The sequence below is a fragment of the Anoxybacillus gonensis genome (assembly GCF_001187595.1).
GTDB lineage: Bacteria > Bacillota > Bacilli > Bacillales > Anoxybacillaceae > Anoxybacillus > Anoxybacillus gonensis.
This window is the reverse complement of record NZ_CP012152.1, coordinates 87,501-107,149: the sequence shown is the minus strand read 5'-3', so window position 1 is coordinate 107,149 and position 19,649 is coordinate 87,501. Positions and strand designations below refer to the sequence as shown.

Genomic DNA, 19,649 nt, shown 5'->3' with positions numbered 1-19,649 from the left:
ACAAAAAAGAAATGGTTTCTTATAAGAAAACCACATGTTTGACCTATTATATATTTTATAAGTTTTTCCTTTAAAACTAAAATTATACATACATACACAGCATACGTAAACTAAAAAAAATACACATTTAGCATTTTATAATGGTACCATACACAAAATTGAGCGTCAAGCTTTTTGTGCTCGAATAATAAAGTAACCTTTTTTCTTTTCCACAACATCAACTTCATCAAAAATCGTTTTTAACTTTTCTAATGCAGATGGAGCCCCTTGCTTCTTTTGAATGACAACCCATAACTGTCCGCCAGAAAGCAAGTAGTTTGCACTTTGTTCAAAAATGGAATGAACGACTGCTTTTCCAGCACGAATCGGCGGGTTTGTCACAATTGCAGCAAACGTTCCTTCTACTCGCTGAAATAAATCACTTATGTAAATTCGCGCATTTTCAATATCGTTTTGCTGCTTGTTTTTCTTCGCTAGTTCGATTGCTCGCTCATTTACATCAATCATATGCACCGTTCGATGCGGAAAATCTTTTGCTAACGCCAAACCGATCGGTCCGTATCCACAACCTACATCGAGAATATTTCCTGACACATTCGGTTCAACAAATGTTTCAATTAGCAATCGCGAACCGAAGTCCACTTCTTTTTTTGAAAATACACCTTGATCGACCGTAAACAAAAACTGATGACCCCGCAACATATACGTCCATTGAAACGGCTTACTTTCTACAGTCGGCCGTTCAGTATAGTAGTGATCACCCATCGTTTTCACCTCTCTTTCCTTCATTGTAAACGAACGCACATAAAAACACAAAGAAGCTCGCTACTACGAGCGAGCCTCTTTACATCATTACTTAATTTCAACTTTCGCGCCAGCTTCTTCAAGTTTCGCTTTGATTTCTTCAGCTTCTTCTTTAGAAACGCCTTCTTTAACTGGCTTTGGAGTGTTGTCTACTAAGTCTTTTGCTTCTTTTAAGCCAAGACCAGTAAGTTCACGCACAACTTTGATAACTTTGATTTTTTGTGCGCCGCCATCTGCAAGGATAACGTCAAATTCAGTTTTTTCTTCAGCAGCAGCACCAGCAGCAGCACCGCCAGCAACTACTACAGGAGCAGCAGCAGTTACACCAAATTCTTCTTCAATTGCTTTTACTAAGTCGTTTAATTCTAAAACAGTCATATTTTTAACCGCTTCAATGATTTGTTCTTTAGTCATGATCGATCTTCCTCCTTAATGTTTTAATTTTAGGCAATTTGGAAATTAAGCACCTTGTTCTTCTTTTTTCTCAGCAACTGCTTTTGTAACAAGAGCAAAGTTGCGGATTGGTGCTTGAAGAACGCTAAGCAACATAGAGAGCAAGCCTTCGCGAGATGGAAGCTCTGCAAGCGCCTTAACTTCTTCAAATGTCGCTACGTTACCTTCGATGATACCTGCTTTAATTTTTAACGCGTCGTTCTTTTTCGCGAATTCGTTTAAAATTTTCGCAGGAGCAACGACATCATCATTGCTGAATGCGATCGCATTCGGACCTGTTAACGTTTCATCTAAACCTTCTAAACCTAACTCAGCAACAGCACGGCGAGTTAATGTGTTTTTGTACACTTTGAACTCGATCCCTGCTTCGCGAAGTTGCTTACGAAGTTCTGTAACTTGCGCGACATTTAAGCCACGGTAATCAACGATGATCGTTGATTTGCTCGCACGAAGCTTTTCAGCAATCTCCGCTACTAACTGCTGCTTTTGTTCAAGTACGCTGCTCATGTCAACACCTCCTGTAGAAGTTGAGTTTCAACACCACTTATACCGTCCAATGAAAAACCTCCATGTCAACGTAGACATGGAGGCCCCTGAAAGTGCACGTATGCACTTATTTATCAGTTTCAACACCTCGGTAGGAAATTAAGCCTGCTTGAGGCACCTACTGTCTACGGTACAAATGATATTCGCTTTTCAAACAATGAATATTGTACTAAAGCGTTTCTAAAAAGTCAAGATCTATATTAGCGCGCAACAGCAACAGTAGAAGGATCCACTTTCACGCCAGGACCCATTGTCGAAGCAACTGTTACGTTTTTCACGTATGTGCCCTTCGCCGCTGCTGGCTTCACTTTCAAGATTGTTTCGTAAATTGTTGTGAAGTTTTCTACTAATTTTTCTGTATCAAATGACACTTTACCGATTGGCACATGGATGTTTCCAGCTTTGTCAACGCGATATTCTACTTTACCAGCTTTAATTTCGTTGACTGCTTTCGCCACATCAAATGTAACTGTTCCTGTTTTAGGGTTTGGCATTAATCCTTTTGGTCCTAAAATACGACCGATCTTACCAACTTCACCCATCATATCAGGAGTTGCGACGATGACATCAAACTCAAACCAACCTTGTTGAATTTTGTTGATGTAATCTGTATCGCCAACATAGTCTGCGCCAGCTGCTTCAGCTTCTTTCGCTTTTTCACCTTTCGCAAGCACTAGCACACGACGAACTTTACCTGTGCCGTGTGGCAATACAACCGCTCCACGGATTTGTTGGTCTGCTTTCTTCGGATCAACTCCTAAACGGAAAGCAACTTCTACTGTTGCGTCAAATTTTGCAACATTCGTCTTTTTCACTAATTCAATTGCTTCTTGCACATTATATGCTTTTGAGCGATCAATTAATTTCGCTGCCTCTAAGTAGCGTTTTCCTCTTTTTGGCATTTTTTATTTCCTCCTTTTGTGGTTTTAACGGAAAGACCTCCCACGAATAAAGGTTGCGAAAACTATATAGTTCGCTTCCGCAACCTTCTCTAGCCAGATCTTCATTAGTCTTCGATGACGATACCCATGCTGCGCGCTGTTCCTTCGATCATGCGCATAGCTGCTTCAATGCTCGCCGCGTTTAAGTCTGGCATTTTTGTTTCAGCAATCTCGCGCACTTTGTCGCGCTTTACTGTTGCCACTTTATTACGGTTTGGCTCACCAGAACCAGACTCGATACCAGCCGCTTTCTTAAGTAATACAGCAGCAGGTGGAGTTTTCGTAATAAATGTAAATGAACGGTCTTCATATACCGTAATTTCAACAGGAATAATTAAACCTGCTTGATCAGCTGTACGAGCGTTGAATTCTTTACAGAATCCCATGATGTTAACACCAGCTTGACCTAATGCTGGACCGACTGGTGGTGCTGGATTCGCTTTCCCTGCAGGAATTTGCAATTTGACAACTTTAATTACTTTTTTAGCCACGAGACACACCTCCTTAAGTCCGTGATGTGGTATTAGGGATGTTCCCTCCCACTCCATATATGAAAACAATCATCGCATTCGTCTCAATGATTGAGACATACTGACCTTAAAATATTATCACTTTTCTTTCCTATTTGCAAGTTGTTTACTATTATATTTTTTCGATTTGCGAAAAGTCAAGTTCTACCGGCGTTTCACGTCCGAACATGTCAACGAGCACGGTTACTTTTTGCTTATCGATCTCAATTTCTTGAATCGTTCCAACAAAATTCGCAAACGGACCTTCTTTAATGCGAACCGCTTCATTTAATTCAAAATCAAAATCCAACTCAATTAAATCGACACCCATTCGTTTTAAAATTGCCGAAACTTCTTCTTCGAGAAGCGGGGTCGGTTTTGATCCAGCGCCAGCTGAACCAACGAATCCTGTTACCCCTGGCGTATTGCGGACAACGTACCAAGAATCGTCCGTCATAATCATTTCTACAAGCACATAGCCCGGGAATACTTTCTTTTTAACAACTTTCTTTTTGCCGCCCTTTGTATCTGTTTCTTCTTCTTCAGGCACGACGACACGAAAGATTTTATCTTGCATGCCCATTGACTCAACGCGCTTTTCTAAGTTCGTTTTTACTTTATTCTCATAACCTGAATACGTATGAATAACATACCAATTCTTTTCCATTAGCTGGGACGATACCGTCCTTCCCTCCCTAAACAAATCTTTTTTAGGCAAAATAAAAACCCGTTACCGGGCTTTATTTCTGTTTGTTATCTTTCATTATACCATGGATATACTAGTGCTATTCAAGTATAAAACGAACTAACTCTGAAATTCCTAAATCAACAACTGCAAAAAATACAGTGAAAAATGCAACTGTCGCTAAAACAGTAATCGTATAATTCACTAGTTCTTTTCGTTTCGGCCAGCTGACTTTTTTCATTTCGCGAACAACTTCGCGGAAAAATTTCGTTACTCGTTGCATATAAAACCCTCCAACGTCTCGGGATCATCAACTACTTCGTTTCACGGTGAATCGTATGCGCATTGCATGTTTTGCAAAACTTCTTTATTTCGAGTCGTTCATGGTGTTGCGCCATATTTTTCATCGTTGAATAATTTCTGTTTAAACATTGGCTGCACGCTAAAATTACTTTTTTGCGCATACGTTTTCCTCCGATATACTACGTCTTAAAAACTGTATCACACAATATTTTTTTATGTCAATATTATAAACGAATCCCTTGAATTTCTACATACTTTTCGAGTTTACGTTTTACGCGTTGCAATGCGTTGTCAATCGATTTCACATGGCGATTGAGTTCTTCAGAAATTTCTTGATATGATCGACCTTCCAAATAAAGAAGGAGCACTTTCCGTTCTAAATCGCTAAGCAGTTCAGTCATTTTTTCTTCAATATGATCGAACTCTTCGCGATTAATGATTAACTCTTCAGGATTTGTTATTTTCGTTCCCGAAAGAACGTCCATTAATGTACGGGCAGAATCATCTTCGTAAATCGGCTTGTCCAATGAAACATAGCAATTAAGCGGAATATGTTTTTGGCGCGTAGCCATTTTTATCGCTGTAATCATTTGTCTCGTAATGCACAGCTCGGCAAACGCCTTAAACGACGACTGCTTATCTTCTTTAAAATCTCGGATCGCTTTATATAATCCGATCATTCCTTCTTGTACAATATCTTCGCGATCTGCACCGACTAAAAAATATGAACGTGCTTTCGCTCGGACAAAATTTTTGTACTTATGAATTAAATAATCAAGTGCCTCACTATCACCTTGATGCACAAGTTCTACAATCGTTTCATCTTCTAGTTGTTCATAACGGCTTTGTTGTTTTTCATTTGCATTTGCGCTCACGCCGATCCCCCCGCCCTGCACATGGATAAAAGTATTATACAGTACATTTTTTTACAGGGTCAATCGTTCATTTTTCCCCTCTTCGCCATTTTTCGAAAATTTTTGCGACTTCATCCGTCAGAGGAATTTTTGACATCGGCTTTTTTTGTTGAATATGCTTGACGTTGCTTGAAATATTTCGCTGCACCGCATCCACCTCAATGAGTAGCTCTCGTGCTGATTTGCGCAACGCCCCTTGACCAAAAATCGCCCATTGTTCTGTATAATCTGATGTAGCCACGTATACTTTCGTCCGAACTTTTTGGAGCGACTTCGCCAATTTCTCAATATGTTCATCTGCTGTTTCATTTTCTTTTGTAAAAATGACTTCTACTTGATGATCGACATATTTTTTTGTTGTTCCTTGTACGAGGTGTGCGTCAAAAACAATAATCACTTTACAGCCGGTAAATGCTTGATACTCCGCCATTCTCTCGACAAGTCGATCGCGCGCCAAAGCTAAATCTGCATCGCGTAGTTCTCGCAATTCCGGCCAAGCACCGATGATGTTGTAGCCATCAACGATTAAAATATCCATCTTACTCACCTAATGGATGACGTTTTCGATACACCTCATACATTAACAAGCTAGCCGCAACGGAAGCATTTAACGATGTAACATGTCCAACCATCGGCAAGCGAACGAGCACATCGCACTTCTCGCGTAATAAACGGCTCATTCCTTTTCCTTCACTACCAATGACTAACGCTAACGGAATGACCCCATCTAGTTGGCGATAATCTTCATTTCCTTTTGCATCCGTTCCGAAAATCCAAACTCCTCGATCTTTCAACTCATCTACCGTTCGCGCTAAATTCGTGACACGCGCAACAGGAACATGTTCAATCGCACCCGTTGACGCTTTTGCGACGGTTGCGGTCAAACCGACCGAACGACGCTTCGGAATAATAATGCCATGAGCACCTACTGCATCAGCCGTTCGCATAATGGATCCTAAATTGTGCGGATCTTCGAGTTCGTCTAGAATGATAAAAAATGGTGCCTCTCCACGTTCTTCCGCTTTTTTAAACAAATCATCTATGTCGTAGTATCGATATGCGGCAACTTGCGCAATGACCCCTTGATGATTTCCTTCGCTTAACTGGTCCATCTTTTTTTTAGGAACGTATTGTACCGTAATCCCCATCTCTTTAGCAAGCTGGATAATCGGCTGCATTTGACCGCGTTGCGAACCTTCAGCAATCCATATTTTATTCATCTCGCGTCCGGATTTTAATGCTTCCAATACCGGGTTTTTACCGATAATGAGATCCATGCGTTACATCCCCCTTTCCTCATCATTGTGTTGTACATCAAACACCCATTGCATTAATTGATGGAGCCTCTCTTCATTCCCATTTAAAAAATGGTAGCCGATTAATGCTTCAAACCCTGTACTTTGACGATACGTTTGTACGTCTGTACTTTTTGGAATGCTCCCAGATTTTGCGTTACGTCCACGTCGGACAATGGAAATTTCTTGATCAGATAGTTGATGATGATTTAATAACGATTGCAACACTTTAGCTTGTGCTTTAGCACAAACATATGTTTTTGCTAAGTTGTGTAAATCGTTTGGCTTTACTTTTCCTAAAGCGAGGAGATGATGCCGTACGAATAACTCGTATACGGCATCACCAATGTAAGCTAACGTTAAACCGTTTAACTGTTGAAAATCTTTAATTTTAGGAAACAAATGCAGCATTGTTTTATCCTCTTCTCCATCTCGTTCCTTGTGGTGTATCTTCTAAAATGATGTTTTTCGCCTTTAGTTCATCACGAATGCGGTCAGCTAATGCAAAATCGCGATTTTTTCTTGCTTCAATTCGCTGTTGAATGAGCGCTTCAATTTCTTCATCAAGCAATTCATCTTGTTTTAAAGAAAGACCAAGTACATCAAAAAGCTGTTCAAATTGTTGTAAAAACTTTTGAATCACCGCTTGAGATGTATGCTTCTCCATCAAATATACGTTCGCTTGTTTAGCTAGTTCAAACAAAACGGCGATCCCGTTTGCTGTATTAAAATCATCATCCATTTCACGAATAAATTCATTTTTTAAATCTTCAATTTTCGTCAGCCATTGTTCATCGTTTGTCGTTAAATTTGTACTGCTTTCTAAACGATGTTTTAAATTCGTATATGCTGTCTTTAAACGTTCTAACCCACTTTTTGCACTGTCAAGGAGCGGCTGGCTATAGTTAATTGGATGACGGTAATGAACCGAAAGCATAAAGAAACGCAACACTTGCGGATCAACTTGCTTAATAATGTCATGCACTAAAATAAAGTTTCCAAGCGACTTTGACATTTTTTCGTTATCGATATTAATGTAGCCATTATGCAACCAATATTTCGCAAAAACTTTCCCTGTTAACGCTTCCGATTGAGCAATTTCATTTTCATGGTGCGGGAACGTTAAATCTTGCCCACCGGCATGAATGTCAATCGTATCTCCTAAATATTTACGCGCCATGGCTGAACATTCAATATGCCATCCTGGACGACCTTTCCCCCATGGACTATCCCAGTAAATTTCCCCTTCTTTTGCCGCTTTCCATAACGCAAAATCAAGAGGATCTTCTTTTTTCTCCCCCACTTCAATACGGGCACCTGATTTTAATTCGTCAATCGATTGATGCGATAACTTCCCGTAATCAGAGAAGCGACGTGTGCGATAATATACGTCACCATCAACTTCGTACGCATATCCTTTTTCGATGAGCTGTTCAATAAATTCAATGATCGTATCAATGTTTTCTGTCACACGTGGATGAACATCTGCCTTTTTGCAACCAAGCGCTGTAATATCTTCAAAATACGCCTCAATAAACCGCTCTGCAATAGTCGGCACGTCTTCTCCTAGTTCTCTTGCTGCTCGAATAAGTTTATCGTCTACATCGGTAAAATTAGAGACGTATTGAACTTCATACCCACGAAATTGTAAGTAGCGTCGAATAGTATCAAATACAATAGCCGGACGAGCGTTACCAATATGAATATAGTTGTATACTGTCGGGCCACATACATACATTTTTACTTTATTTGGTTCAATCGGGATAAACGGCTCCTTTTTTCGCGTTAACGTATTATACACTTGAATGCTCATGGTTCACCGTTCCTTTCTTTAGTTCTTCTAATTGTGTTTTTAGTTGCTCGATTTCTGCTTCTAACTCTTTAAAACGATCTGCAATTGGATCCGGTAAATCACAATGATTTAAATCTTTATTGACACGCACTCCATTTTGTACAACAACACGTCCTGGAATACCAACAACTGTCGAGTTCGGTGGTACATCTTTCAACACAACCGAACCTGCCCCAATTTTGCTATTCTCTCCAATAGTAATGGACCCAAGCACTTTCGCACCGGTAGCAATCAAGCAATTATCTTTAATCGTTGGATGACGTTTTCCTTTTTCTTTACCGGTTCCACCGAGTGTGACACCTTGATACACCGTTACGTTATCACCGATCTCGCACGTTTCCCCAATGACAACTCCCATGCCGTGATCGATGAAAAAGCGGCGGCCAATTTTTGCACCCGGGTGAATTTCAATACCGGTAAAAAAGCGGCTAATTTGCGAAATAAGGCGAGCTAAAAAGTAAAATTTTCGCTTATACAGCGCATGGGCAATACGATGTGCCCAAATCGCATGTAGCCCAGAATACGTTAAAATGACTTCTAAATAACTTCTTGCTGCCGGATCTTGTTCGAAAATAACTTCAATGTCTTCTTTTAATGTTTTAAGCATGTTGTTCCCCCCTTTGTTATCTTCTAAATAAAAAAACGTCTCTGTGTACGATGACACAGAGACGCTTCATTGCGCGGTTCCACTCTGTTTAGCCAAAAGGCTCACTCTTGCCCTTATAACGGAAGGGAATCCGCTCCATTCTACTGCAGAACGTCTCTGGTTCGAAAGGAGGCTCCGAGGTGCATTTCAAAAGAACCAAGCATAAACCACTTCCAGCCAAGGTGGTTCTCTCTGACATGCTGATTCTTTTTACTTCTCCTCATCAACGCTTTCACCGATATGACTTACACCTATTTTATTATATAAACGAGGAAATGTTAACGGATGAATTTTGCTAATCGGGACATTACCGTTTCTTTTCCGAGCAAACGAATAGCCTCTGGAAGTTCTGGACCGTGCGTTTGCCCTGTTACCGCTACACGAATCGGCATAAATAAGTTTTTCCCTTTTTGTCCCGTTTCTTTTTGCACTGTTTTAATTGCAGCTTTAATATGATCACTATCAAACGTTGCAAGCTGCTCCACTTGCTCATAAAATGCTTTTAACACAAGCGGTACTTGCTCGCCATCTAAAACAGCCTTTGCTTCTTCATCATACTCGATTTCTTGCTTAAAGAACAACTCTGATAACTGAACAATTTCGGCACCGTAGCTCATTTGCTCTTGGTATAGCGCAATTAAATCGCGAGCCCACTGTTTTTGTTCATCGGTCATTTGTTCTGGCAAGCGCCCCGCTCGAATTAAATGAGGAAGCGATAATTCAACTAGTCGATCTAAATCAAGCTTTTTAATATATTGGTTGTTCATCCATGTCAGTTTCTGCTTATCAAACATCGATGGAGATTTTGATAAGCGAGAAACATCAAAAATGCGAATAAGTTCTTCTTTTGTGAAAATCTCCTCTTCACCTTCAGGAGACCAGCCTAATAAGGCGAAAAAGTTAAACATCGCTTCTGGTAAATATCCAAGCTCTTTATATTGGGAAACGAATTGAATAATTGATTCATCGCGCTTTGATAATTTTTTACGATTTTCATTCACAATAAGCGTTAAATGCGCGTATTTTGGTGGCTCCCAACCAAAATATTCATACACCATTAACTGTTTCGGTGTGTTCGATAAATGCTCTTCACCGCGGAATACATGTGTAATTTTCATGAGATGATCATCAATGACAACAGCAAAGTTATACGTTGGGATACCATTCGCTTTTACGATGACCCAATCACCAATATCTTTCGATTCGAAAGATACTCGACCGCGCACCATATCTTCAAATTCATATACTTTTCCTTCCGGTACTTTTAAACGAATCGTATAAGGCTTGCCTTCCGCCTCTAGCTGCTGAACTTCCTCTGTTGTTAAGTGACGGCATTTTCCGCTGTATTGTGGCGCTGCAATACCTGCCGCTTTTTGCGCCTCACGCTCTTGTTCCAACTCCTCAGGTGTACAAAAACATTTGTATGCATGTCCTTTTTCTAACAACTCGTTTGTATATTGGCGATATATGTGCAGACGCTCTGTTTGGCGATAAGGACCATATCCACCATCTTTATCTACAGATTCATCATATTCAATCCCGAGCCATTTCAAATTTTCAAGTTGTGATTGTTCGCCGCCTTCTACATTTCGCTCAATATCTGTATCTTCAATGCGGACAATAAATTTTCCGTGATGATGTCGCGCAAATAAATAGTTAAATAATGCTGTACGCGCACCACCGATATGTAAATGCCCCGTCGGACTTGGCGCATAACGCACCCTAACTTCCTGTGACATGCCATAACCTCCATCTACCTAATTTCTGTACCTCATTGTACCGTAAACGGCATACAAAATCCATCATTCATTATTTTTTTGTAACAAAACGACGGCTTGTGCTGCAATTCCTTCTTCTCTCCCTGTAAAACCAAGCTTTTCTGTCGTCGTTGCTTTTACATTTACTTGTGAAACGTCTCCTTCTAACAACTCGGCAATTCGTTTTTGCATATTTGCAATATATGGCGCCATTTTTGGCTTTTGCGCAATAATTGTACAGTCAACATTCACAAGCGCATATCCATGTTGGCGTACAAGGCTCCATACACGTTGTAATAAGAGTGCAGAGTCAGCATCTTTGTAAGCGTCATCTGTATCAGGGAAGTGTTTTCCAATATCTCCTTGACCGATCGCTCCTAAACACGCATCGGCAATCGCATGGAGCAATACGTCTGCATCGGAATGTCCGAGCAACCCTTTTTCATACGGAATGTGTATTCCGCCAATAATAAGTGGACGCCCTTCAGCAAACTGATGGACATCAAACCCTTGTCCAATTCGATACATCATCGATCCCCTCTCGCACGTAAAATCGCTTCCGCAAATAATAAATCTTCTTGTGTTGTAAGTTTAATGTTCGTATATTCGCCTTCTACCACAACGACGCGATGACCGATCCGCTCAACGAGACTTGCATCGTCTGTTCCGATAAACTGTTCTTTTTTTGCTCGTTCATGGGCAGCGATAATTAATGGCATGGAAAAAGCTTGTGGCGTTTGTACAGCCCACAAGCTCGACCGATCGACCGTTTTTTCAATATGGCCATCGATCACCTGTTTCATCGTATCTTTGGCAGGAACAGCTAACACAGCTGCTCCTGTCTCTTTTGTCACTCGAACGAGTTCGTGAATTTTATTTATCGTTATAAACGGACGAGCACCATCATGAATGAGCACAATATGACCGTCATTCACCGCTTTTAATCCATTATAGACGCTTTGTTGCCTTTCTTCCCCTCCTGAAACGAGGGATTTCACTTTTTTTATTTCAAAACGATGAAGCATATGAACAAACTGCTCACGTTCTTGATCATTAATGACTAACACAATGCCTTGACAAAAATCATCTCGTTCAAATACACGTAACGTATGGATAATAACGGGTACTCCTTCAAGCTCGATAAATTGTTTATTCATTCCTGCATTCATTCGTTTTCCTTGGCCAGCTGCCGGTATAACGACATGATAATTCATTTCCCTAACTCCTAACAGCTTATAATGCTTTTTCAAGTAGCTTTAGCTTGGCAAAAATCATTCTTCCAGCTGACGTTTGTAACACGCTCGTTACAAGCACATCAACTCGTTTTCCGATATAGTCCTTCCCATCTTCTACAACGATCATCGTTCCGTCATCTAAATAAGCAACACCTTGATTTTGTTCTTTCCCATCTTTAATCACATGAACATTCAGCTCTTCCCCCGGAAGAACAATCGGTTTTACCGCGTTCGCTAAATCGTTAATATTTAGCACAGGAACATTTTGTAATTCACATACTTTATTTAAGTTGAAGTCATTTGTCACAACAACCCCTGACGTCAATTGCGCCAATTTTACAAGCTTGCTGTCGACTTCTTGAATTCCTTCAAAATCGCCTTCGTATATTTCAACGTTAATGGCTAACTCTTTTTGGATACGGTTTAAAATATCAAGCCCTCTCCGTCCGCGATTTCTTTTTAACGCATCCGAAGAATCAGCAATATGCTGCAATTCTTCTAGGACAAAACGAGGAATAACAATCGTCCCTTCCAAAAAGCCTGTTTGGCAAATATCCGCAATACGCCCGTCAATAATGACACTCGTATCTAAAATTTTTAGCGATTTTCCTTTTTTCTCCTCTTCCTCGCCACCTTTTTTCTTGCCACTTCGGTTTGGCAAAGAAAATAAGCCCATTAACTCATCGCGCTTTTTAAATCCGACTTGAAATCCTAAATACCCTAACAATAGCGTAAGAAAAATAGGTAATATCGTATTAACAAGCGGAATTTGAATAGAGTTTAATGGAATAACGACTAAAAAGGCTACAATCAATCCGAAAATTAAACCGAGACTTCCGAATAATAAATCGGTTACAGGTGCTTTGACTAACGTTTCTTCCATCCAATGAATAAGTCCAACCACATGATCGACTAACCAAAACGTGAGAAGGAATACGATGATCGCACCAACTGGGGCCGCTACATACGGGCTATCGACATAAGGAAAATCGTCTAAGTGCAACAGCTTTAACAAAGTAGGAAAGAAAATGATTCCTAACATGCCCCCAGTAATTAAAAAAGATGCTTGCACAATTCGTTTTAACACGTTTTTTCACCTCCTCTATTACATTATAAACAGTTTCCAATGTTTGAAACCAATCTGAACATGATTTTTAATGATTTTTTAATGGTTTTGTTAAAATATTGGGCGATTTTTCCCTTCTCCTAATGCATAATATAGCGCTTCTTCTACGTTGACCACCCCAATAACTTCAACATCTTTTGGAATGTTCCAGCCACCGATATTGCTTTTCGGAATAATGATGCGTTGAAAGCCGAGCTTCGCAGCTTCTTGTACACGTTGTTCAATACGAGAGACGCGACGTACTTCACCTGTCAATCCGACTTCCCCAATAACGACATCCGTATGATTTGTTGGTTGATCACGGAAACTCGAAGCGATACTTACTGCAATGGCTAAGTCAATCGCAGGTTCATCTAACTTTATGCCACCAGCTACTTTTAAATAAGCATCTTGGTTTTGAAGAAGCAAACCAACTCTTTTTTCAAGCACAGCCATTAGTAAAGAAACGCGATTATGATCTATTCCTGTTGCCATTCGACGCGGCGTTCCGAAACTAGTCGGCGATACTAATGCTTGAATTTCCACTAATACCGGTCTCGTTCCTTCCATCGAAGCAACGACCGTGGACCCGGCAGCTCCTTTAGAACGCTCTTCTAAAAAAATTTCTGATGGGTTTTTTACTTCAGCTAGCCCTGCTTCTTTCATTTCGAAAATACCGATTTCATTTGTAGAACCAAATCGATTTTTCACCGCCCGTAAAATGCGATACGTATGATGACGCTCTCCTTCAAAATATAATACGGTGTCAACCATATGTTCTAAAATGCGTGGTCCAGCAAGCGCCCCTTCCTTCGTAACATGCCCAACAATAAAAATCGCAATCCCTTTCGTTTTAGCTACTCGCATCAACTCTGCTGTACATTCACGAACTTGTGAAACACTTCCTGGTGCAGATGTAATTTCTGAGCGATATATCGTTTGAATCGAGTCGATGACAACGAACGATGGTTTCATTTCATCAACAGTTTGAATAATATGCTCTAAATTTGTTTCAGACAAAACATATAAATGTTCAGCAGTTACATGTAACCGCTCAGCGCGCAACTTCGTTTGTTTTACTGATTCTTCCCCGGAAATATATAATACAGGATGGCCGTCGTTTGCGAGTTGAGCACAAATTTGCAGCAATAATGTTGATTTCCCAATACCAGGATCTCCGCCAATTAAAACAAGGGAACCTCGAACAATTCCGCCCCCGAGCACGCGATTAAACTCTGTAAACTTCGTGTCGATTCTCGGTTCTTGTGTTGTTTCTACCGTCGTAATTGATACAGGTTTGGCTGCTACCCCTTCTGTATGCACAAATAGCGCACGGTTATGTGGTTTTACTATTTCCGTTTCTTCGACCATTGCGTTCCATGAATGACAACCTGGACATTTTCCCATCCACTTCGCTGTTTCATATCCACAATGTTGACAAACGAATTTCGTTTTCCGCTTAACCATTACTCCATTCCTTTCATTATGAAAAACAAGGTATGCGTGTAAGCATACCTTGTTTTCGTTATTTTACTGTCTCTGTTGTTAACACAACAAACTGACCATCTTTTACGTCCATAACAACTTTTTGTCCGCTGCCAATCGTTCCTTTTAACAGTTCTTCAGATAAACGATCTTCAATATGTTTTTGAATCGCTCGACGCAATGGACGCGCTCCGTACTCTAAATCGTAACCTTCTTCTGCTAATTTTTCAATTGCGGCATCCGTTAATTCTAAATCGATTTGTTGTTCTTGTAGGCGTTTTTTCAATTGCTCAACCATTAATGAAACAATTTCCTTCAAATGTTTCTTTTCAAGTGAATGGAAAACAATAATTTCATCAATTCGGTTTAAAAACTCCGGACGGAACGCCTTTTTCAACTCGTCCATCACTTTCCCTTTCATATCTTTGTATTGCTGGCTTTCGTCTTGCACATTAAAACCGACATATTTATTTCTTTTTAAAGCGTCAGCACCAACGTTTGATGTCATAATAATGATCGTATTGCGGAAATCAACTGTGCGTCCTTTCGAATCTGTCAAACGGCCATCTTCTAACACTTGTAATAAAATGTTAAATACATCTGGATGCGCTTTTTCAATCTCATCTAATAAGATGACAGAATACGGTTTGCGACGAACTTTTTCCGTTAATTGTCCACCTTCTTCATAGCCGACGTATCCTGGAGGTGAACCGACAAGACGTGATGTCGAATGTTTCTCCATATATTCAGACATATCGATACGAATCATCGCATCTTCATCGCCAAACATCGCTTCAGCAAGCGCTCGCGCTAACTCTGTTTTTCCTACACCCGTCGGTCCAAGGAAAATAAACGAGCCAATTGGACGCTTTGGATCTTTTAATCCTGCACGAGCACGACGAACCGCTTTAGCAACAGCTTTTACTGCCTCTTCTTGCCCGATGACACGAGAATGTAAAATTTCCTCTAACTTTAATAATCGTTCTGTTTCTGTTTGAGCTAATTTAGATACCGGAATTCCCGTCCAACTTGATACAACAGCTGCAATATCTTCTACAGTCACTTCAGAGTTTTCTTGACCTTGTTTCTCTTTCCATGCCCGCTTTGTTTCTTCAAGTTGTTCGCGCAATTTTTGTTCTGCATCTCGTAATGATGCTGCTTTTTCAAACTCTTGACTTTGCACAGCTGCATCTTTTTCTTTGCGAATTTCCTCAAGTTTTTGTTCAAGCTCTTTTAAATTTGGTGGTGTCGTAAACGAACGTAAGCGTACTTTCGAGCAAGCTTCGTCAATTAAATCAATTGCTTTATCTGGTAAAAATCGATCCGAAATATAGCGGTCTGAAAGCTTTACTGCCTGCTCAATCGCCTCATCTGAAATAGAAACGCGATGGTGAGCTTCGTAACGATCTCGCAAACCTTTTAAAATTTGAATAGATTCCTCAACCGTTGGTTCCCCAACGTGAATTGGTTGGAAACGTCTTTCTAATGCTGCGTCTTTTTCAATATATTTTCGGTATTCATCTAATGTTGTTGCCCCGATGCATTGTAATTCTCCGCGAGCAAGAGAAGGTTTTAAAATATTTGATGCATCAATAGCCCCTTCCGCACCGCCTGCTCCGATGAGCGTATGCAATTCGTCAATAAACAAAATGATGTTGCCAGCCTGGCGAATTTCATCCATTACTTTTTTCAAACGATCTTCAAATTCCCCACGATATTTTGTTCCTGCAACGACTGTTCCCATATCAAGCGTCATGACACGCTTATCGCGAAGCGTCTCTGGCACTTCGTTATTGACAATTTGTTGAGCTAGTCCTTCGGCAATAGCCGTTTTCCCTACACCTGGCTCTCCGATTAAAACAGGATTATTTTTCGTCCGGCGACTTAACACTTCAATGACACGTTGAATTTCTTTACTTCTTCCAATCACAGGGTCTAAACCGCCTTCACGTGCAATGGCTGTTAAATCACGTGCTAAACTGTCTAGTGTCGGCGTGTTCGCATGCGTGGTTCCCCCATGATGCCCTGATGCCGATTCATTGCTTCCTAATAATTGAAGCACTTGCTGACGAGCTTTATTTAGGCTTACTCCTAAATTATTTAAAACACGTGCAGCAACACCTTCTCCTTCACGAATAAGTCCAAGTAAAATATGCTCTGTTCCAACGTACGAATGTCCAAGCTTTCTAGCTTCATCCATAGACAATTCAATCACTTTTTTTGCACGAGGCGTATAATGAATCGTTTGTCCTACTTCGTTTCCACGTCCAATGAGTGATTCTACTTCTTTTTGAATTTTATCTGGTCCTAATCCAAGCGCCATAAGCGCTTTTGCTGCAATTCCTTCCCCTTCGCGAATTAAGCCGAGCAAAATGTGCTCTGTTCCAATATTGTTATGTCCCAAACGAACTGCTTCTTCTTGTGCTAGTGCTAACACTTTTTGTGCTCGCTCTGTAAAACGTCCGAACATCATTCTTATCAACCTCCTTTAATTTACTTCCATTGGTATAATCGTTCACGAATGAGTGATGCGCGGCGAACATCTCGCTCTTGCGGACGCAACGCACCACCTGCATATTTTTGTAAGAAACCGGGCTGCGTCAAAATCATTAGCTCTGTTAAAATCGTTTTTGGCACGTTCGTAATATACCCTAAATCAATACCTAATCGTACATCAGATAAACATTGTGCCGCTTCTTTTGAACCGATGATTCGACTATTCGTTAACACACCGTAAGAACGATATACCCTATCTTCTAATTGTATGTTAGAAGTTTTGACTAATGCCTCACGCGCCATTCGCTCTTGTTCAATTAATTGACGAACAACTCCTGTTAAATCTTCGACAATATCTTCTTCACTTTTTCCTAATGTAATTTGATTTGATATTTGAAAAATATTCCCTAATGCTTCACTGCCTTCTCCATACGTGCCACGAACAACTAAACCAAGCTGATTAATAGCTGGAATTACTTGATTTATTTGTTGTGTTAATACAAGTCCTGGTAAATGCATCATAACGGATGCACGTAATCCCGTTCCGACGTTTGTTGGGCAACTAGTTAAATATCCGTATTTTTCATCAAAAGCATAGTCGACATGTTGTTCAATCCAGTCGTCTAAAGCGTTAGCCATTTTTAACGCTTCTTTTAATTGAAAACCTGCAAACAAACATTGAATGCGAATATGATCTTCCTCATTGATCATAATGCTTGCTTCTTCTTGTTCCGATAATAAACATGCACCAAATGTACAATCTTCAGCTAAATGAGGACTAATCAAATGTTTTTCGACTAACACACGCTTTTCAATCGATTGTAACTCATTCATTTTTAATAAGAAAAAGGGGCCGATATGACCGAGACGTCTTTGTGAAAATAACTGTTCAAATAACTGAACAATTTGCATCGCTTCTTCATTTGTAAATACGGTCGGGAACGAGTATTGTTTCATGTTTCTCGCTAGACGAATGCGACTACTTAATACAATGTCAGAGTCTGGACCTTCTTCGTTCATCCATGGGCTGAGAGCGCGTTGGAAAAATACATATTCATTCATATCAAGCGCCCCCTTCTGCGTTTAATTTTGTCTCAAGCTCCCGAATTTGATCACGCACTTCAGCGGCTTTTTCGAACTGTTCTTTAGCAATAAGCTCCTGTAACATTTGTTTTAACTGTCCAATTTGTTTACGAACATATAATGTCCCACCGACCCGCTTCGGAATTTTCCCTTCATGGGCTACATGCCCGCCATGCAATCTTCGAAAAATAGGTGGCAAATGGGTACGAAACGTCTCATAGCAACTCGCACAACCAAAGCGACCAACTTTCACAAATTGGGCATATGTCATTTTGCAATGCTCGCATTGTAATATATGCTCATTATGAAAAGAGGGCGCTTTTGGTTCTTTTAATGACGCATCCATATTTAATAATCCTGCAATTAAATTGTTAATGGAAAAAGCGCCTTGATGAGGGAACATAAACATTTCACCTTTTTCATGCGCACATTGTTCACAAAGATGAATTTCTGTTTTTTCCCCATTCACAATTTTAGTAAAATGAAGCGTCGCTGGCCGTTGATTGCATTCTTGACATATCAAATGATTCACCCTCTTTACATATACTTTAGCGATGTCAGCATCGCTTTTAATATGCGGGCACGCAGTTCATCACGATGAGGAAGGTCAATAGATAAAACTGCGCGATCAATAATGCTTAACATCATATTCGCTTCCCGCTCCGAAATTACCTTTTCATCTAACAATCGTTGAATAATATGCTCTCCATTCGTCTGACTAATTCGGTCGCGAACGATGGACAATAAATGGTCAATGAGCTGAGAAGCATTTTGGGCTTTCACTTTCATAATACGAATATAACCGCCACCGCCGCGTTTACTTTCAACAATATATCCTCTCTCTAACGTAAAACGTGTATTAATGACATAGTTAATTTGCGAAGGAACACACTGAAATTTATCCGCAATTTCACTTCGTTTAATCTCGACGATATCTTTTCCGCTCATATTTAATACTTGCTTTAAATATTGCTCAATGACATCAGAGATATTCCTCACATAATCCCTCCTCTGCCAGTTGACTTTGACTATATTTGACTTTAATTTTAATATATACGGAATTCTGCAAAAATGCAAGAATCCCTTCTTTTCTTCTCATATATTTTACCCACTGCATTCAATCAATAAAACAAAAAAGACCAAGACAATTTTTGTCTTGGTCTTCTCTTTGCCCGGCAACGTCCTACTCTCGCAGGCGGTGTCCCGCCAACTACCATCGGCGCTGGAGAGCTTAACTTCCGTGTTCGGGATGGGAACGGGTGTGACCTCTCCGCCATCGTCACCGAGCAATATGATGAAGGATTATTCCTTCAAAACTAGATAACAGGGGTTGCATTGTCGCCTACGCTTTTCTTGTGTGTTTAGTTAAGTCCTCGATCGATTAGTATCCGTCAGCTGCACGTGTCGCCACGCTTCCACCTCGGACCTATCTACCTTGTCATCTTCAAGGGATCTTACTCGCTTGACGCGATGGGAAATCTCATCTTGAGGGGGGCTTCACGCTTAGATGCTTTCAGCGCTTATCCCTTCCGCACATAGC

Annotated in this window: 23 protein-coding genes, 2 rRNA genes and 2 other annotated features (1 of these 27 only partly in view); all 25 genes read right to left on the bottom strand. The window is 40.4% G+C overall.

The window, feature by feature from the left end; all coding sequences use genetic code 11:
* Nucleotides 1-165: 165 nt before the first annotated feature.
* A complete protein-coding gene (locus AFK25_RS00560) occupies nt 166-765 on the bottom strand; it encodes a class I SAM-dependent methyltransferase (RefSeq protein WP_009361484.1) in 600 nt (199 codons plus the stop codon).
* Nucleotides 766-852: 87 nt separating this feature from the next.
* Nucleotides 853-1,218 carry a 50S ribosomal protein L7/L12 gene (gene rplL / locus AFK25_RS00555; protein ID WP_003397647.1) on the bottom strand — a complete coding sequence of 122 codons (366 nt, stop codon included), beginning with the start codon at nt 1,216-1,218 and terminating at the stop codon, nt 853-855.
* 45 nt (nt 1,219-1,263) lie between these two features.
* Nucleotides 1,264-1,764, bottom strand: a complete 501-nt coding sequence (gene rplJ, locus AFK25_RS00550; protein WP_009361483.1) for a 50S ribosomal protein L10 — start codon at nt 1,762-1,764, stop codon at nt 1,264-1,266.
* 42 nt (nt 1,765-1,806) lie between these two features.
* Nucleotides 1,807-1,952, bottom strand: a sequence feature (ribosomal protein L10 leader region).
* Between the two features lie 51 nt (nt 1,953-2,003).
* Complete coding sequence (gene rplA, locus AFK25_RS00545) at nt 2,004-2,705, bottom strand: 50S ribosomal protein L1 (protein ID WP_009361482.1); 702 nt, start codon at nt 2,703-2,705, stop codon at nt 2,004-2,006.
* 104 nt (nt 2,706-2,809) lie between these two features.
* Complete coding sequence (rplK, locus tag AFK25_RS00540) at nt 2,810-3,235, bottom strand: 50S ribosomal protein L11 (RefSeq protein ID WP_003397643.1); 426 nt, start codon at nt 3,233-3,235, stop codon at nt 2,810-2,812.
* Between the two features lie 151 nt (nt 3,236-3,386).
* The gene (gene nusG / locus AFK25_RS00535; protein ID WP_019418665.1) at nt 3,387-3,920 is read right to left on the bottom strand and encodes a transcription termination/antitermination protein NusG; all 534 of its coding nucleotides are present in this window, start codon (nt 3,918-3,920) and stop codon (nt 3,387-3,389) included.
* A 118-nt stretch (nt 3,921-4,038) separates the two neighbouring features.
* Entirely contained in the window at nt 4,039-4,221 is a 183-nt protein-coding gene (gene secE / locus AFK25_RS00530; RefSeq protein WP_006322671.1) for a preprotein translocase subunit SecE, read from the bottom strand.
* A 31-nt stretch (nt 4,222-4,252) separates the two neighbouring features.
* The gene (rpmG, locus tag AFK25_RS00525) at nt 4,253-4,402 is read right to left on the bottom strand and encodes a 50S ribosomal protein L33 (RefSeq protein ID WP_019418666.1); all 150 of its coding nucleotides are present in this window, start codon (nt 4,400-4,402) and stop codon (nt 4,253-4,255) included.
* Nucleotides 4,403-4,465: 63 nt separating this feature from the next.
* Nucleotides 4,466-5,116 carry an RNA polymerase sporulation sigma factor SigH gene (sigH, locus tag AFK25_RS00520; protein WP_009361481.1) on the bottom strand — a complete coding sequence of 217 codons (651 nt, stop codon included), beginning with the start codon at nt 5,114-5,116 and terminating at the stop codon, nt 4,466-4,468.
* A 67-nt stretch (nt 5,117-5,183) separates the two neighbouring features.
* A complete protein-coding gene (locus tag AFK25_RS00515) occupies nt 5,184-5,693 on the bottom strand; it encodes an NYN domain-containing protein (RefSeq protein ID WP_009361480.1) in 510 nt (169 codons plus the stop codon).
* Between the two features lies 1 nt (nt 5,694).
* Entirely contained in the window at nt 5,695-6,432 is a 738-nt protein-coding gene (gene rlmB, locus AFK25_RS00510) for a 23S rRNA (guanosine(2251)-2'-O)-methyltransferase RlmB (RefSeq protein ID WP_009361479.1), read from the bottom strand.
* Nucleotides 6,433-6,435: 3 nt separating this feature from the next.
* The gene (locus AFK25_RS00505; protein ID WP_009361478.1) at nt 6,436-6,861 is read right to left on the bottom strand and encodes a Mini-ribonuclease 3; all 426 of its coding nucleotides are present in this window, start codon (nt 6,859-6,861) and stop codon (nt 6,436-6,438) included.
* Nucleotides 6,862-6,865: 4 nt separating this feature from the next.
* Entirely contained in the window at nt 6,866-8,263 is a 1,398-nt protein-coding gene (gene cysS, locus AFK25_RS00500; protein WP_035066580.1) for a cysteine--tRNA ligase, read from the bottom strand.
* Nucleotides 8,244-8,909, bottom strand: coding sequence for a serine O-acetyltransferase (gene cysE, locus AFK25_RS00495; RefSeq protein WP_035066582.1), 666 nt, complete (start codon nt 8,907-8,909; stop codon nt 8,244-8,246). Before cysE ends, cysS begins: the two co-directional genes overlap by 20 nt.
* A 54-nt stretch (nt 8,910-8,963) precedes the next feature.
* Nucleotides 8,964-9,184, bottom strand: a binding site (T-box leader).
* Between the two features lie 42 nt (nt 9,185-9,226).
* Nucleotides 9,227-10,687 carry a glutamate--tRNA ligase gene (gene gltX / locus AFK25_RS00490; RefSeq protein ID WP_009361475.1) on the bottom strand — a complete coding sequence of 487 codons (1,461 nt, stop codon included), beginning with the start codon at nt 10,685-10,687 and terminating at the stop codon, nt 9,227-9,229.
* 63 nt (nt 10,688-10,750) lie between these two features.
* Entirely contained in the window at nt 10,751-11,233 is a 483-nt protein-coding gene (gene ispF, locus AFK25_RS00485) for a 2-C-methyl-D-erythritol 2,4-cyclodiphosphate synthase (protein ID WP_035066585.1), read from the bottom strand.
* Entirely contained in the window at nt 11,233-11,919 is a 687-nt protein-coding gene (ispD, locus tag AFK25_RS00480) for a 2-C-methyl-D-erythritol 4-phosphate cytidylyltransferase (protein WP_035066588.1), read from the bottom strand. Before ispD ends, ispF begins: the two co-directional genes overlap by 1 nt.
* Before the next feature lie 19 nt (nt 11,920-11,938).
* Nucleotides 11,939-13,027 (bottom strand): PIN/TRAM domain-containing protein, encoded by a 1,089-nt coding sequence (locus AFK25_RS00475; RefSeq protein ID WP_009361472.1) that lies wholly within the window; start codon nt 13,025-13,027, stop codon nt 11,939-11,941.
* A 90-nt stretch (nt 13,028-13,117) separates the two neighbouring features.
* Nucleotides 13,118-14,512, bottom strand: coding sequence for a DNA repair protein RadA (gene radA, locus AFK25_RS00470; RefSeq protein WP_019418672.1), 1,395 nt, complete (start codon nt 14,510-14,512; stop codon nt 13,118-13,120).
* Between the two features lie 58 nt (nt 14,513-14,570).
* The gene (gene clpC, locus AFK25_RS00465; protein ID WP_009361435.1) at nt 14,571-17,003 is read right to left on the bottom strand and encodes an ATP-dependent protease ATP-binding subunit ClpC; all 2,433 of its coding nucleotides are present in this window, start codon (nt 17,001-17,003) and stop codon (nt 14,571-14,573) included.
* 20 nt (nt 17,004-17,023) lie between these two features.
* Nucleotides 17,024-18,088 (bottom strand): protein-arginine kinase McsB, encoded by a 1,065-nt coding sequence (locus tag AFK25_RS00460; protein WP_009361434.1) that lies wholly within the window; start codon nt 18,086-18,088, stop codon nt 17,024-17,026.
* A 1-nt stretch (nt 18,089) separates the two neighbouring features.
* Nucleotides 18,090-18,632 carry a protein-arginine kinase activator protein McsA gene (locus AFK25_RS00455; RefSeq protein WP_009361433.1) on the bottom strand — a complete coding sequence of 181 codons (543 nt, stop codon included), beginning with the start codon at nt 18,630-18,632 and terminating at the stop codon, nt 18,090-18,092.
* 14 nt (nt 18,633-18,646) lie between these two features.
* Nucleotides 18,647-19,108, bottom strand: a complete 462-nt coding sequence (locus AFK25_RS00450; RefSeq protein WP_009361432.1) for a CtsR family transcriptional regulator — start codon at nt 19,106-19,108, stop codon at nt 18,647-18,649.
* 171 nt (nt 19,109-19,279) lie between these two features.
* Nucleotides 19,280-19,396 (bottom strand): 5S ribosomal RNA (gene rrf, locus AFK25_RS00445).
* Nucleotides 19,397-19,470: 74 nt separating this feature from the next.
* A 23S ribosomal RNA gene (locus tag AFK25_RS00440) occupies nt 19,471-19,649 on the bottom strand; it runs 2,747 nt beyond the window's last position.

Coding starts and splice junctions, on each gene's coding strand:
- AFK25_RS00560 (WP_009361484.1), bottom strand. CDS start 765: ATGGGTGATCACTACTATACTGAACGGCCGACTGTAGAAAGTAAGCCG.
- rplL (WP_003397647.1), bottom strand. CDS start 1,218: ATGACTAAAGAACAAATCATTGAAGCGGTTAAAAATATGACTGTTTTA.
- rplJ (WP_009361483.1), bottom strand. CDS start 1,764: ATGAGCAGCGTACTTGAACAAAAGCAGCAGTTAGTAGCGGAGATTGCT.
- rplA (WP_009361482.1), bottom strand. CDS start 2,705: ATGCCAAAAAGAGGAAAACGCTACTTAGAGGCAGCGAAATTAATTGAT.
- nusG (WP_019418665.1), bottom strand. CDS start 3,920: ATGGAAAAGAATTGGTATGTTATTCATACGTATTCAGGTTATGAGAAT.
- secE (WP_006322671.1), bottom strand. CDS start 4,221: ATGCAACGAGTAACGAAATTTTTCCGCGAAGTTGTTCGCGAAATGAAA.
- rpmG (WP_019418666.1), bottom strand. CDS start 4,402: ATGCGCAAAAAAGTAATTTTAGCGTGCAGCCAATGTTTAAACAGAAAT.
- AFK25_RS00515 (WP_009361480.1), bottom strand. CDS start 5,693: ATGGATATTTTAATCGTTGATGGCTACAACATCATCGGTGCTTGGCCG.
- rlmB (WP_009361479.1), bottom strand. CDS start 6,432: ATGGATCTCATTATCGGTAAAAACCCGGTATTGGAAGCATTAAAATCC.
- AFK25_RS00505 (WP_009361478.1), bottom strand. CDS start 6,861: ATGCTGCATTTGTTTCCTAAAATTAAAGATTTTCAACAGTTAAACGGT.
- cysS (WP_035066580.1), bottom strand. CDS start 8,263: ATGAGCATTCAAGTGTATAATACGTTAACGCGAAAAAAGGAGCCGTTT.
- cysE (WP_035066582.1), bottom strand. CDS start 8,909: ATGCTTAAAACATTAAAAGAAGACATTGAAGTTATTTTCGAACAAGAT.
- gltX (WP_009361475.1), bottom strand. CDS start 10,687: ATGTCACAGGAAGTTAGGGTGCGTTATGCGCCAAGTCCGACGGGGCAT.
- ispF (WP_035066585.1), bottom strand. CDS start 11,233: ATGTATCGAATTGGACAAGGGTTTGATGTCCATCAGTTTGCTGAAGGG.
- ispD (WP_035066588.1), bottom strand. CDS start 11,919: ATGAATTATCATGTCGTTATACCGGCAGCTGGCCAAGGAAAACGAATG.
- radA (WP_019418672.1), bottom strand. CDS start 14,512: ATGGTTAAGCGGAAAACGAAATTCGTTTGTCAACATTGTGGATATGAA.
- clpC (WP_009361435.1), bottom strand. CDS start 17,003: ATGATGTTCGGACGTTTTACAGAGCGAGCACAAAAAGTGTTAGCACTA.
- AFK25_RS00460 (WP_009361434.1), bottom strand. CDS start 18,088: ATGAATGAATATGTATTTTTCCAACGCGCTCTCAGCCCATGGATGAAC.